General features: G+C 48.3%; 12 protein-coding genes. 7 read left to right on the top strand and 5 right to left on the bottom strand.

Annotation, left to right across the window (positions count from 1 at the left end; translation table 11 throughout):
- Both AB3R30_RS08205 and AB3R30_RS08200 read right to left on the bottom strand, forming a co-directional pair.
- On the bottom strand, window positions 1-630 hold the full coding sequence (locus tag AB3R30_RS08205) for a precorrin-8X methylmutase (protein ID WP_458648681.1): 630 nt from the start codon (window positions 628-630) through the stop codon (window positions 1-3).
- Window positions 631-697: 67 nt separating this feature from the next.
- On the bottom strand, window positions 698-1,552 hold the full coding sequence (locus tag AB3R30_RS08200; RefSeq protein ID WP_458648680.1) for a TPM domain-containing protein: 855 nt from the start codon (window positions 1,550-1,552) through the stop codon (window positions 698-700).
- Window positions 1,553-1,748: 196 nt separating this feature from the next.
- On the opposite strand from AB3R30_RS08200, the gene AB3R30_RS08195 reads away from it, so the two are divergent.
- The 5 genes from AB3R30_RS08195 (at window position 1,749) to rnhA (ending at window position 7,297) form a co-directional block, all read left to right on the top strand.
- On the top strand, window positions 1,749-2,621 hold the full coding sequence (locus tag AB3R30_RS08195; RefSeq protein ID WP_458648679.1) for a 6-carboxytetrahydropterin synthase: 873 nt from the start codon (window positions 1,749-1,751) through the stop codon (window positions 2,619-2,621).
- A gap of 204 nt (window positions 2,622-2,825) precedes the next feature.
- Complete coding sequence (locus AB3R30_RS08190; protein WP_458648678.1) at window positions 2,826-4,100, top strand: FtsW/RodA/SpoVE family cell cycle protein; 1,275 nt, start codon at window positions 2,826-2,828, stop codon at window positions 4,098-4,100.
- 105 nt (window positions 4,101-4,205) lie between these two features.
- Window positions 4,206-4,940: a cytochrome c biogenesis protein CcdA gene (locus AB3R30_RS08185; protein WP_458648677.1), complete on the top strand. Its 735-nt coding sequence runs from the start codon at window positions 4,206-4,208 to the stop codon at window positions 4,938-4,940.
- A 57-nt stretch (window positions 4,941-4,997) separates the two neighbouring features.
- The gene (locus AB3R30_RS08180) at window positions 4,998-6,386 is read left to right on the top strand and encodes a cytochrome c biogenesis protein (RefSeq protein WP_458648676.1); all 1,389 of its coding nucleotides are present in this window, start codon (window positions 4,998-5,000) and stop codon (window positions 6,384-6,386) included.
- Window positions 6,387-6,412: 26 nt separating this feature from the next.
- Window positions 6,413-7,297, top strand: coding sequence for a ribonuclease HI (gene rnhA, locus AB3R30_RS08175; protein ID WP_458648675.1), 885 nt, complete (start codon window positions 6,413-6,415; stop codon window positions 7,295-7,297).
- A gap of 8 nt (window positions 7,298-7,305) precedes the next feature.
- On the opposite strand, the gene AB3R30_RS08170 is transcribed toward rnhA, so the two are convergent.
- From AB3R30_RS08170 to btpA, 3 genes are all read right to left on the bottom strand, one after another.
- Window positions 7,306-8,283 carry a vitamin K epoxide reductase family protein gene (locus AB3R30_RS08170; RefSeq protein WP_458648674.1) on the bottom strand — a complete coding sequence of 326 codons (978 nt, stop codon included), beginning with the start codon at window positions 8,281-8,283 and terminating at the stop codon, window positions 7,306-7,308.
- Window positions 8,284-8,449: 166 nt separating this feature from the next.
- Entirely contained in the window at window positions 8,450-8,866 is a 417-nt protein-coding gene (locus AB3R30_RS08165; protein WP_458648673.1) for a hypothetical protein, read from the bottom strand.
- A 28-nt stretch (window positions 8,867-8,894) separates the two neighbouring features.
- On the bottom strand, window positions 8,895-9,761 hold the full coding sequence (gene btpA / locus AB3R30_RS08160; RefSeq protein ID WP_458648672.1) for a photosystem I biogenesis protein BtpA: 867 nt from the start codon (window positions 9,759-9,761) through the stop codon (window positions 8,895-8,897).
- 423 nt (window positions 9,762-10,184) lie between these two features.
- On the opposite strand from btpA, the gene rimO reads away from it, so the two are divergent.
- Together rimO and AB3R30_RS08150 are read left to right on the top strand one after the other, a co-directional pair.
- The gene (rimO, locus tag AB3R30_RS08155) at window positions 10,185-11,540 is read left to right on the top strand and encodes a 30S ribosomal protein S12 methylthiotransferase RimO (protein ID WP_458648671.1); all 1,356 of its coding nucleotides are present in this window, start codon (window positions 10,185-10,187) and stop codon (window positions 11,538-11,540) included.
- Window positions 11,541-11,650: 110 nt separating this feature from the next.
- A complete protein-coding gene (locus tag AB3R30_RS08150) occupies window positions 11,651-13,111 on the top strand; it encodes a DEAD/DEAH box helicase (RefSeq protein ID WP_458648670.1) in 1,461 nt (486 codons plus the stop codon).
- The last annotated feature ends 6 nt before the right edge of the window (window positions 13,112-13,117 follow it).

Here is a 13,117-nt window from a genome sequence, read left to right as displayed (position 1 = left end):
TCAACTCACGCCTAGCTGTTCCTGTCCGTAGGCTTGCCATGCTAAATCGACTAAACCATTAACAATTGCCGCTGCAACTACGGGACTGCCTTTTCGTCCGGCAATAGTGATGTAGGGCACGAGCGAATCGGCTAATCGATCTTTTGCTACGTCTGCCCCAACAAAACCAGCCGGGGTGCCAATCACAAGCGCGGGTCGAATGTCTTCGGTTTCAATGAGTTCTGCGATCGCGGTCAACGCTGTTTGAGATTGTCCTATCACAAATATTCCTTCAGGATAGCGACGCGCCAAAGTTTCAATTCCCCAAGCGGCGCGGGTTTTCTCCTTTTGAGGACGGGTTAAGGCATCCATGCTGCAATAGACCGGATTAGCGAAGGTGTGCTGAATGGTAGACGCGATCGCCACCTGCACCATTGGCACATCGACCACAATCGTAGTTCGAGCCGCCAGGGCTGCTGCCCCAGACTGTAAGGCGGCATCTGAAAATCGGATCAGCGATTGGTAGTCAAAATCTGCCGTAGCATAGATTACCCGCCGCACAATCTCATACTCTGCTGGCGAGAACGTATGCTCTCCGACTTCTCGATCAATCAGCGCTAAACTCTGCGCGTCCGTCACATGCCATTCCATGGTTTTGCCTTAAGACTCATCTACTAATCGGCAAAGTGCCGAAGAGACTAAAAACCAGGATAGGCGATTATGTTTCAGATGGCGAAGAACGATTCAATATAGGGACTAGAAATGCCACCAGTGCGCCAATTAAAAAGCCTGCAACATTGCGGAATAGGGGCAACCAATCGGACGTGCGCGTTACTACTGGACCAATGCCAAACGCAATAAACAAAATACCCCAGAGCGGCGAAAAGATTAGCGCCCACTGCCAGGAAAAAACCTGTCCTTCCTTGCGGGGATGGGCGGCAAAACCGCAGATGACTCCACCCAAAATTGAGGTGATTAGGGTTAAAATCCACTGTTCCCTAGGTAAGCCTGGAACAACTTGACAGCCTCCCTGCACAATGCAGGTTTTGATGGACGCGATCGCCCCCAAAATTGCCTGATCTTCCCCATTCTCCCGCACGTAGAATTGATTGCCAAAGCGAGTTTGTAGCTCAATCCAAAACACACGCGGCATCAGCGGATAAAAATCATCCCCAACACTGAAGTTTAAGATATTGCCGCCTCTAGGATCAGCTACCAGCAATACGCTGTGGTCATCCAGTCCCCAATAGTCTTTTACCGCCGTCCCAGGAGTGCGATCGAATTGGGTTAGGACTTTTAGTTTCCAGCCAGTGGTTTCTTGAAACTGCTCTAAATCTTTTGCCAAAGTAGCTTCTTGGTCGCTGTTCAAAAACTTTGCCAGATCAATCACAGCGGTATCTGTTTTTGGCAACAAATCAGGATTGTTAAACGCATAGGCATCAGAACTGGCGAACAGCCCAATCGGGTTAAGCCATACCGAGAGGGTCACCAAGCCACTAAATAAGTAAATCAGCCATTTCTGAGAGAAGCGATGACGAGATTGCATCCCTGTAAGCAGTTCAGATTGAGCCATAGGTAACGCTGGGATGAGCAGTGAGAAAAGCATCCAAAAAAGTTCAATGAAGCAAATTACTTAACACTTGTTAATCGTATTCTAATACTAAGGATGTCGGGCGATCGCCGTCAATGTTGGTTATCCTAAAAATAGGGTGCTTTGCAAAACTTCGCATCTTGTTTATGCTTCTTTATGCTGCGATCGCCTGGAATTTATGAAATGTACGATTAATCGTCGCGCCCAATTTTCTGCTAGTCATCGCTATTGGTTGCCAGAATGCAGCGAGGCAGAAAACCTAACCCGCTTTGGTGCCTGCACTCGTTTTCCAGGACATGGGCACAACTATGTTTTGTTTGTCTCCATGCTGGGCGATTTAGATGAATATGGCATGGTGCTAAATCTCTCCGACGTAAAACACACTATTAAACGCGAGATTACCAGCCAACTTGATTTTTCCTACTTAAACGAGGCGTGGGAAGAGTTTCAGCAAACCCTGCCAACGACTGAAAATATCGCACGGGTCATTTGGCAGCGGTTAGCCCCCCATCTTCCGCTCGTTCGCATTCAGCTATTTGAACATCCCGAACTTTGGGCAGATTATTACGGAGACGATATGGAAGCTTACCTCACTGTTAGTACTCATTTCAGCGCGGCTCACCGATTGGCTCGTCCTGATCTAAGTTTTGAAGAAAACTCAGAAATCTACGGCAAGTGCGCCCGACCCAATGGACATGGACATAATTACCATCTAGAAGTGACAATCAAAGGAAGCATTGATCCACGCACTGGGATGATTGCTGATTTGGTTGGCTTTCAATCGGCGATCGACACTTTTGTAGTAGAGCCGTTTGATCACACCTTTTTAAACAAAGACATTGCCTACTTTGAAAATGTAGTGCCTACCGCAGAAAACATCGCTATTCACATTCGTGATTTGCTGCAAGCACCCATCCAGCAAATCGGCGCACAGTTGTATAAAGTGAAGCTGATTGAAAGCCCTAACAATTCCTGTGAAGTGTATTGTACGGAACCTCAAGAATCTCGGCGATCGCTTCATCAACAAGTCCCTACCTTAGTCCAGGTTTAACCATCCTAAGTAGAAAAAGATTATTATTAAGAACGCTGGATTCAGTGTCTTTTTATTTAATGTTTCTTGTAAAACGCTAAATTTGGTTGAAACTCTTGCCGGATTAACGAGACTGCCTTAGACTAATCACCGGATAACAGGTTAAAGATTAGACTCAGCCAAACAGTTTGTTCTTTATCCTTCAAGATTTTCATTGAGAAGCTTGTGAACCTACGTCACCTGATTCCGTTTTTTGATACTACCGCCCACGATTGGTCTATAGAAGCACGATTGCTTCGTTGGCTAACTTTTGTATGGGTGTTTATTGGCTTAGCGATGGTTTTCTCGGCTTCCTATGCCGTTGCAGATGCGGAACAGGGAGACGGATTGTATTACTTTAAACTCCAAATTGTTTGGGTTCTCATTGGCTTAGTTGGCTTCAATCTTTTGGTTCATACTCCGGTGCGCTTCATTATTGGAGTTGCGGATTGGGTCTTGCTGCTCGTTTTGGGGCTAATCTTAGTGACCCTGATTCCGGGGGTAGGGATTCTGGTTAATGGCTCATCTCGCTGGTTATTCATTGGACCTTTTCCCCTACAACCATCGGAACTGATTAAGCCTTTTCTGGTGCTGCAAAGTGCGCGGATTTTTTCTCAGTGGGATCGGCTGCGGTGGTCGATTCGGTTCACTTGGCTAGGAATTTTCTTAGTGGTTGTGGCGGCGGTGTTGCTACAGCCAAATTTAAGTACGGCGGCACTTTGCGGCATGATGCTATGGCTAGTTGCGTTGGGGGCGGGTTTGCCATACATACAATTGGGCGGAACTGCATTGGCTGGTTTGCTGGTTGTGGCGTTGAGTGTCAGTTTGCGTTCCTATCAGTTGCGGCGCATTCTTTCATTTTTGAATCCTTGGGCTGATCCCCATGGAGATGGCTATCAGCTAATTCAAAGTATTTTGGCAGTTGCTTCGGGTGATGCTTGGGGGACTGGGTTTGGGTTGTCTCAGCAGAAGTTGTTTTATCTGCCGATTCAATATACTGATTTTATCTTTGCGGTTTTTGCTGAAGAGTTTGGCTTTTTAGGCTGCTTAATGCTGCTGATCATGCTGGCGGTGTATGCCACGCTGGCGTTGAGGGTGGCGCTGAAGGCAAGTACGACCGTTCATCGTTTGATAGCGATCGGAATTATGGTGCTATTAATTGGGCAATCGTTGTTAAATATTGGTGTGGCGACGGGTGTATTACCCACGACGGGGTTACCGTTTCCGTTGCTCAGCTATGGTGGCAGTTCGATGATCTCCAGCTTGATTGCAGCGGGGTTGCTGATTCGGGTGGCGCGGGAAAGTGGTGAAGCAAAAGTGGTGCGTTTGGATGATCACCGGAATAATCGTCAGCCTGTTACTCTAAAATCGCGAGTTGTAAAACGTTCGCGAAGCGTCTCCGAAGGAGAATCGCTCCAAGAATCGCCTCGCATTTCTAAGATTCCTCGTCGGGCAACCTGATGTCCCTCGGTACAACGCAGTAAGAAGATTAAGATAGAGAAGTATTTGAACGATCGCTTGTAGTTTAAACAGGCATAGTTAAAAGGCGCGATCGCAACAGAAAGAATGTTTGAAGCCCTCCAGACTCAGCTTTATCAATTGGCTCAGTTTGCCAATACGCTTGTTTCAACCCAACTGGTTCATCTCACGCCCGTCAGCGTGGGGATCATTTTTTTGGCGGGGTTATTGACCAGTCTCACGCCCTGTACGCTGTCCATGCTGCCAATCACGATTGGCTATATTGGTGGCTACGAAGCTAAAACCCGACTACAAGCAGCGGTGCAATCGACTTGGTTTGCTTTGGGGCTTGCAACGACACTGGCAGGCTTAGGAATCTTGGCAGCCGTGGTCGGTAAAATCTATGGACAAATTGGCTTGGGTTTGCCGATTGTAGTCAGCGCGATCGCGATTTTGATGGGTTTAAACCTGCTGGAAGCATTGCCTTTCAGGTTGCCATCCTGGGGCGGTATGGATTGGTTTTCGCAAGAGTTGCCAACCAGTGCAAAATCTTACTTAATTGGCGTAACCTTCGGTCTGGTAGCCTCTCCTTGCAGCACACCCGTTTTAGCTACGCTGCTTGCCTGGATTTCCACCACCAAAGATCCTGTCTTGGGTAGCCTCTTGCTCTTGGCTTATACGGCGGGTTACGTGACTCCGCTAATTTTGGCAGGCACGTTCACCGCTTCACTTAAAAAGCTGCTGGAACTGCGTCGCTGGTCGGGCTGGATTACGCCAGCTAGCGGTCTTTTACTCGTGACTTTCGGGGTGTTCTCGCTGCTATTTAGAGTAACCAGTTTTTGAGTTTTGAGTTGATGCTTCATTTTAAGGATGGGGCAATCGTTTAAAGGCAATAGGGCAATGACTGCAAAAGATACTTTTTTGTCAAAATTTTCTACGATTACTGCCGCTCCTCAAACTTTTTTTAAGCGAGAACTGGTGCCGTTTTTGGCGGATTTGAGGTTGGCGATCGCCCTGCTCTTGCTGATTGCCCTATTCAGCATCTCCGGCACGGTGATAGAACAAGGACAACCGATCGCGTTTTACCAAGCGAACTACCCCGAACAGCCTGCCCTATTTGGGTTTCTTACCTGGAAAGTATTACTCACGTTGGGACTCGACCATGTGTATCGTACTTGGTGGTTTCTCGGCTTATTAATCCTGTTTGGGTCTAGCCTGACTGCCTGCACCTTTAAACGACAAATTCCCTCTCTCCGCTGGTTTTCTCGCACCTGGAATTTTTATACCCAACCGCGCCAGTTTCAAAAATTTGCCCTCAGCGCCACCTTAGACCAGCGATCGCTCGATGATTTAGCGCCCCTGTTGGCAAGTCGTCGCTACCGCATTTTTCGTCAGGGAGATTCTCTTTATGCTCATAAAGGGTTAGTGGGGCGAGTGGGTCCCATCATCGTCCACATCGGCATTCTGATTATTTTGCTGGGCGGCATTACGGGGGCGCTGACTGGATTTATTGCCCAGGAAATGATCCCCAGCGGCAACACGTTTCAAATTCAAAACATTACCGACGCTGGACCCTGGGCAACGCCGCAGATCCCTAAGGATTGGTCAGTTAAGGTCAATCGCTTCTGGATCGACTACACGCCCGAAGGCAACATCGACCAGTTTTACTCTGATATGTCGGTCTTGGATGGTAAAGGTAACGAAGTAAAGCGAAAAACAATTCATGTGAATGAACCGCTGACGTATAAAGGAGTGACGTTGTATCAAGCATCTTGGGCGATCGCGGCTGTGCGGGTGCGGCTGAATAACAGCCCCATTTTTCAACTGCCCATGGCGCAACTGGATACGGGCGGCAAAGGGCAACTCTGGGGCACTTGGATTCCCACAAAACCAGATTTGAGTGAAGGAGTGTCGCTGATTGCCAAAGACCTCCAGGGCACTTTGATTATCTATGGCAACGATGGCAAGCTCATTGCCACGGCGCGAGCAGGCATGGGCACTGAAGTGAATGGAGTCACTCTCAAAATTCTGGAACTGGTGGGCAGTACGGGACTACAGATTAAAGCCGATCCGGGAATTCCCCTCGTGTATGCCGGGTTTGCTTTACTCATGGCAGGCGTAATCATGAGCTACGTTTCCCATTCTCAAATCTGGGCATTGCAAGCAGACGGGCAATGCTATGTAGGTGGCACCACCAACCGCGCTCAGGTCGCATTTGAACGAGAAGTAATTGGCATTTTGGATCAACTAGAGCAGACGAATGAACCAGCTTTGAGCTTAGTATCTTGATGGTTAGAGGATTGTTGGAATAAGTAATGATTCAAAGTATTTATACAGACGGCGCATGTAGTGGCAATCCGGGACCCGGCGGCTGGGGCGTAGTCGTTTATTTCCAGGATGGCTCACGTCATGAATTGGGCGGTGCGGATCGGCAAACCACGAACAACCGGATGGAAATGCAAGCCGCGATCGCAGCGCTGACATTCTTCACCCAGTCTCACCAATCAGACGCGATCGAGCTTTATACCGATAGCGAATATGTCAGAAAGGGCATTACTGAGTGGATCAAAGGCTGGAAACAAAAAGGCTGGAAAACTTCCACAGGCAAGGATGTGGTTAATAAAGACCTGTGGCAAGAATTAGATCTCTTAAACTCCAAACAGGTGCAATGGCGCTATGTACGCGCCCATGCGGGAAATGAAGGGAATGAACGCTGCGATGCGATCGCCCGTGCCTTTAGTCTTGGCAAAAGTCCTAAGCTGACCCAAGTTCAAACCAGTCAGACAATCACTCCCAACAAAACCGAATCTCTGACTATAAAAACTCCGCTCAAATCAGTTCAACTGGAGTCAGCCAACTTAAAGCCCAACACTATACAATCCGAATCTATGTTTACCGATGTTGCGACGCTTGAACCGATGACAGATATACAATCCTCTTTCACGCCAGATCTAGTGGACGGCGCTCCCCGTGAGGTCAAAGTTGCTCAACTGCGCGATACTGTTGAATCTCTTCGCATGGCAGATGAAATTGCCGAAAAAGGGTATTTAATAACTAGTTCAGAACTAGCAGATTTAATGGATGTGAACGCTAGCGCTGTGACCAGCCGTGGAGATAACTGGGTCTGGCGTAACTGGGCAGTCTCCCGCGTTCGCCGCGAAGGAAACCAAATCCTCTGGCAACTAGAACGTCTGAGTTGAGCAGAAGACTAGACTCCATTCTTAAAATTGCGCGGTCCCTGATAGCCTGACTTAGTTGCCAAATCGCTTAATTGCTGAGTGCCAGTTAAATACTGATCCTTAATTTCCCAAGTCGGAAACCCAAAATTCTGCCCCGTTTGTTTCTCAATTTTGGGTGCAACTTCCTGGCAGAGTGCTGTTTTAGAGTTCACTCCATCGGGCGCACATTCCACATAGGGATAGATTGCAGCGGCTTCTTTGCCAAATAGTTCTTTTTGATCATGGCAATGCGGACACCAGTAGGCTCCATACATTTTTGCCCCAATCTGCTTCAGATGCTGTGCCAATTCAATCTCAGCCGGAGACGATGTATTGACAACCGCAGGTCCAGCAGTGCCGCCCGATGCTGAAGGCGAAGACGAGGAAGGAAGATTTGCATAAATGAGCAGGGTCGTGATCAAGGTGATCATCACGGTGATAATCCCCGTGATCACCAGTTGCCCTACATCATCCCAGTCGCGTCCAATTAGAGTTAGGACAAGCATACTGAGGGCAAACAGCGCAGAGGCAATACAGTAGTAGCAAATCCCGCCAGCCCCAAATTTTGAAACAAACTGCGACCCCATGATATACATCAGGTAGCCACTAAAGACGGTCATGGCAGTTGCGCCAATGAACAATAGCCGCCAAGTGATGCCTTCTAAAGTGGTTCGCAGTTTTCGGTTTTGTTCAGGGTTGACTGCTAAGGGCGCTAGAGCAAAGACTGCCATGGCGATATAAGCTGCCAAGCCAAACAGAGCCAAGGGCAACCCAAACACGGTGGCATAGGGACTGTCTAAAACTCGTTCGCACCCGCTTGTTGGGCAAGCCGCAACGGTTTTTGAGAGTTTGGTAATAGTGATGTATGCCGTATTAATCGCGCCGAGAATGGCGATCGCCCCAATAATTTGGCGTGACCAACGGTGAATCCATGGAACATTCCGACGACGACCCACAAGACTAGACATAGCTCAACCCCATACGATTAACCAGAATCCAGATATAGGAATCTCGTCTTTATTTTGCCCCATTCTGTTCCCGTTTGTGTTTAAGGAACGATTTCCTCTGACGCTGCACATACTCCTATTCTGAAATCCTAACCTCTAATACTCGATACCTGCACCTGATCCCCGCCTAAAACTTAGTGGAGCCTTTATACCCAGATGCTTTTGCTAATTCTTCTAAAGATTGGACTCCGACATATTGTTTGCCCTTGATTTCCCAGGTAGGGTAGCCAGTAATTTTGGCGGCTTTACATAAGTTTGGCTGAGCATTTTCACCACGGGGATCGCATTCAATATAGGAAATCGATTGAATTGCCGACTTGCCAAACAGGTCTTTCTGACGAGTACAGTGAGGGCACCAATACGCACCATACATTTTGGCGTTGATTTTCTTTAAGTGCAGGGCTAACTCGGTTAATGCTTTGTTATCGGTAACGCTGACGGAAACTCCAGCAGGTTTGGCGCTGGTAGTCGCTGGGTCAACAGTCATCACTGCGGTGCCCATGGCAAGCCCAAGTAGAGCGATCGCGTAAATTTGACGATTCATGACCAAGTTCCTTCAAAACTGCAAATGGTTAGGAATGTAAGCGAACAGAAGAAAGCGATTGAGGTTGAACGATAGGGACACCCCGCCGCACGGCTTCTACAAACCGACCCACCCGGATGGGATCAATGGGTTGATCCCGACGACCGTGGCGCTTCAACGAGCTACAGGTAATCACGCCATCAGCCGCCTGCATTAAAGTCCCCACATTTTCCCAATCTGCTCCACTGCCGATAAAAACAGGGCTTTCATGTGCTGCGGCTTTTGCAAGTTCCAAGTCTTCAAGACTAGGAGGGCTACCCGTTGCCCAACCCGATAAGATAATCGCATCGGCTAGTCCACGCTCAATCGTATCCTGCACAGCAACGGTCAGATTGGGAGAACTCAGGGGACGGGCATGTTTGACTAATACATCTGCAAAAATCTTGACATCACTGCCTAATTCGCGACGATAGCGCAATAGTTCATAGGCGCAGCCTTCGATCAAGCCTTGATCCGTTGCCATCACTCCTGTTAGCACGTTGACCCGAATAAACTGAGCATTGGTGCAGGTGGCGATCGCGATCGCACTGTGAGCATCATTTCGCAGCACATTAATGCCAATCGGCAGCGTCACCAAATGCATCAACCGCTGCACAATTAGACTCATGGCACTGGTCACCGCAGGATCAACTTGACCGCTGGTAAAGGGTGCATCGAAAAAGTTCTCTACAATAATGCCATCTACGCCGCCTGATGCTAGAGCGACTGCCTCTTGCTCTGCGCGATCTATCACCGCTTTGAGGCTGCCGCCCCATTGGGGTGAGGTTGGCAAAGGCAGGAGATGGACAACGCCAATCACTGGATTTGGAGTTTTGAAAGTTTGGATTAAGTCCACGTGTTTATAAATCGGACTCATCTGAATCTGAAAAAGGTCAGTTGTGGCAGATTAGTCGGTAAGAGTAGATGAGTGACGGGGAGCAATGCCTGTGTAATCCAAGGTCTACTCTGTCATTTATCCTGAATCTTAATCGCTACTGCTCTATCCAAATAATAGCCTTTCACTGGAACGATCCTTACAGTAAATCATCGCTCTCTCTTAATCTCTTTTAAATTGAGTTGAAATCTCTTATTCTGATTCCAGATCAAAACTCTATCCTGTAAAGTATCGTAATATTTTCATTTTCAAGTTAGTATATAAGCTGAACATTATCTGAGCGATTGCACTCAGGAACTGAATAGCTGATGCTAATAGGTTTGATGCGAGGGGATAAGTCCGTCGCGACGCGATCGCCAAAGTACGACGACTGAATTTCCCTTTCATAGGATTATTACTAGCTTCATGGGCACTAAGCCAACTATTGCCGTCTCACATCTAGGCTGTGAGAAAAACCGGATTGACACCGAGCATATGCTGGGTCTCCTTGTTCAAGCGGGATACTCAGTAGACGCAAACGAGGAACTCGCAGACTACGTGATTGTCAACACCTGTAGCTTCATTCAATCGGCTCGCGAAGAATCGGTTCGTACCCTAGTTGAACTGGCTGAAGCCGACAAAAAAATTGTGATTACGGGTTGCATGGCACAGCACTTTAAGCAAGAATTGCTGGACGAGTTGCCCGAAGCCGTCGCCCTAGTTGGGACAGGCGATTATCACAAAATCGTCGATGTGATTCAGCGCACTGAAGTTGGAGAGCGGGTGACAGAGATCTCGTTGCAGCCGACTTATATTGCCGATGAAAATACTCCCCGCTATCGCACGACAACTGAGGGAGTTGCCTATCTGCGGGTAGCTGAAGGCTGTGACTATCGCTGTGCTTTTTGCATTATTCCTCACTTGCGCGGAAATCAGCGATCGCGCACCATTGAATCCATTGTGGCTGAAGCTAAACGGTTAGCCTCAGAAGGAGTGCAAGAGCTAATCTTAATTTCCCAAATCACAACAAACTACGGCATCGATATTTACGGCAAACCCAAACTCGCTGAGCTTTTACGGGCGCTTGGCAAAGTCGAGGTTCCCTGGATTCGGATTCACTATGCTTATCCCACGGGCTTAACCCCTGACGTGATTGCCGCGATTCAAGAAACGCCCAACGTTTTGCCCTATATGGATTTGCCGCTGCAACACTCTCACCCTGAGGTGCTGCGATCGATGAATCGTCCCTGGCAAGGACAAGTCAATGATGCGATTATTCAGCGGATTAAGGAGTCTATTCCTAACTCTGTTTTGCGAACCACTTTTATCGTGGGTTTTCCCGGTGAAACAGATGAACACTTTGAACATTTGCTAGAGTTTGTTCAAAGACATGAATTTGATCATGTAGGCGTATTTACGTTTTCCCCAGAGGAGGGAACTCCAGCCTATACCCTTCCAAACCAACTTCCTCAAGCTGTGATGAACCAGCGCCGTCAAACCTTAATGCAGGTTCAGCAGCCGATTTCTTTAAAAAAGAATCACCTGGAAATTGGCAAGGTTGTCAATGTGCTGATTGAGCAAGAAAACCCTGAAACTGGGGAACTGCTCGGTCGCTCGTCTCGTTTCTCGCCAGAGGTTGATGGCTTAGTATACGTTTCTGGTGAAGCGAGTTTAGGGTCTTTGGTGCCAGTTGCCATTGACGATGCCAGTGAATATGACCTGTATGGTCATATCGCAACCGCAGCAGATTTATTTAACCATCAACCTCTAGCCGTCCCATAAATCGCTGCATTTCAAGAGTAACTCTTCTAAGAGTTGCGGCTTTGTCGGGTATTTTCCTGACGTTTAAGCCTTTTGATCCCGTCTCATTTCTGATATTTATAGGAGATTCAATGACCCTTTCGTTTAACAGCCTTGGTCTATCTGATGCCCGTGTCCGTTTTCTAGAGTCCTTAGGATTCACCGCCCCTACTCCGATTCAAGCCGAAGCGATCCCCCATTTGCTGGCAGGTCGTGATGTAGTGGGTCAAGCGCAAACCGGTACTGGTAAGACGGCTGCTTTTTCTTTACCAATCCTAGAGCGGATCGATGTCTCGTCCCCGGTGGTGCAGGCACTCGTTCTAACTCCAACTCGCGAACTGGCGATGCAGGTTTGTCAGGCAATTCGTGATTTTAATGACGATCGCCATCTGAAAATTGTTTCCATTTATGGGGGGCAAGCGATCGAACCCCAAATTTCCCGGTTGAGACGCGGTGCCCAAATGGTCGTGGGAACTCCGGGTCGAGTGCTTGATTTGTTGAGCCGGGGCGATTTGAAGCTCAACAATGTCCAGTGGTTGGTGTTGGATGAAGCCGATGAAATGCTGAATATGGGCTTTATTCAAGATGTGGAAAAAATTCTGAACCAAGCACCCACTGAGCGACAAACTGCGTTTTTCTCTGCCACGATGGAACCGTCTGTTCGCAAATTAGTAGCTAAGTTTCTGAGATCGCCCGTTACAGTCACTATTGAGCAACCTAAAGCGGCTCCTAGCCGGATTAACCAAGTTGCCTACATGGTGCCTCGCGGATGGACAAAGCCCCGTGCGCTTTTGCCCATCCTTGAACTAGAAGATCCTGCTTCTGCCTTGATCTTCGTTCGCACCCGTAAAGCAGCCGCCGACCTAACCAGTCAGTTGCAAGCAGCAGGACACAGCGTCGATGAATATCATGGAGACTTGAGCCAATCTCAGCGTGAGCGTCTCTTGCTCCGGTTCCGTCAGGGTCAAGTGCGTTGGGTTGTCGCAACCGATATCGCAGCCCGTGGAATTCATGTGGATGACCTGACCCATGTCATCAACTACGATTTGCCGGATAGCGTCGAAAATTACGTTCATCGCATCGGTCGGACGGGACGAGCCGGGAAGGAAGGTATGGCGCTTACCCTAGTTCACTCAATGGATCGCCGCAAGCTAAGAGACATCGAAAATCATGTCCGTCAACGCTTGGAGATCGTCTCTATTCCAACTCGCGCTCAAATTGAAGCACGGCAGATTGAAAAGCTACAAGACAGTCTCAAAGAAGCGCTGGCTGGCGAACGCATGGCATCGTTCTTACCTATTGTGGCGAAACTTTCGGAAGAATACGAACCCCACGCGATCGCGGCAGCAGCGTTGCAGATGGCGTATGACCAGATTCGACCTGCCTGGATGCGTTCTTCTCAAGAAGCAGGTGGAGATTACAACGATGATGACAGAACTTCTTCGCCTAAATTGAAGCCAATCAAACGTGCCAAACCGAATGGCAATCAGCGTCAAACTGCTTCCAGTTCTCACCGCTCCTCTCATGGTGGGTCACACCTCTCTGAGCGGTAGTAGTAA

The organism is Sivoneniella epilithica UHCC 1019 (assembly GCF_040830845.1).
Classification (GTDB): domain Bacteria; phylum Cyanobacteriota; class Cyanobacteriia; order Leptolyngbyales; family Leptolyngbyaceae; genus ULC077BIN1.
The sequence above is the reverse complement of the archived record's forward strand: the minus strand, read 5'-3'. Positions and strand labels throughout refer to the sequence as shown.

Excerpts from the sequence above, each read along its gene's own strand:
- AB3R30_RS08165 (WP_458648673.1), bottom strand. The coding sequence starts at position 8,866 with ATGAATCGTCAAATTTACGCGATCGCTCTACTTGGGCTTGCCATGGGC.
- AB3R30_RS08200 (WP_458648680.1), bottom strand. The coding sequence starts at position 1,552 with ATGGCTCAATCTGAACTGCTTACAGGGATGCAATCTCGTCATCGCTTC.
- AB3R30_RS08205 (WP_458648681.1), bottom strand. The coding sequence starts at position 630 with ATGGAATGGCATGTGACGGACGCGCAGAGTTTAGCGCTGATTGATCGA.
- AB3R30_RS08195 (WP_458648679.1), top strand. The coding sequence starts at position 1,749 with ATGAAATGTACGATTAATCGTCGCGCCCAATTTTCTGCTAGTCATCGC.
- rnhA (WP_458648675.1), top strand. The coding sequence starts at position 6,413 with ATGATTCAAAGTATTTATACAGACGGCGCATGTAGTGGCAATCCGGGA.
- AB3R30_RS08185 (WP_458648677.1), top strand. The coding sequence starts at position 4,206 with ATGTTTGAAGCCCTCCAGACTCAGCTTTATCAATTGGCTCAGTTTGCC.
- AB3R30_RS08180 (WP_458648676.1), top strand. The coding sequence starts at position 4,998 with ATGACTGCAAAAGATACTTTTTTGTCAAAATTTTCTACGATTACTGCC.
- AB3R30_RS08170 (WP_458648674.1), bottom strand. The coding sequence starts at position 8,283 with ATGTCTAGTCTTGTGGGTCGTCGTCGGAATGTTCCATGGATTCACCGT.
- AB3R30_RS08150 (WP_458648670.1), top strand. The coding sequence starts at position 11,651 with ATGACCCTTTCGTTTAACAGCCTTGGTCTATCTGATGCCCGTGTCCGT.
- btpA (WP_458648672.1), bottom strand. The coding sequence starts at position 9,761 with ATGAGTCCGATTTATAAACACGTGGACTTAATCCAAACTTTCAAAACT.
- rimO (WP_458648671.1), top strand. The coding sequence starts at position 10,185 with ATGGGCACTAAGCCAACTATTGCCGTCTCACATCTAGGCTGTGAGAAA.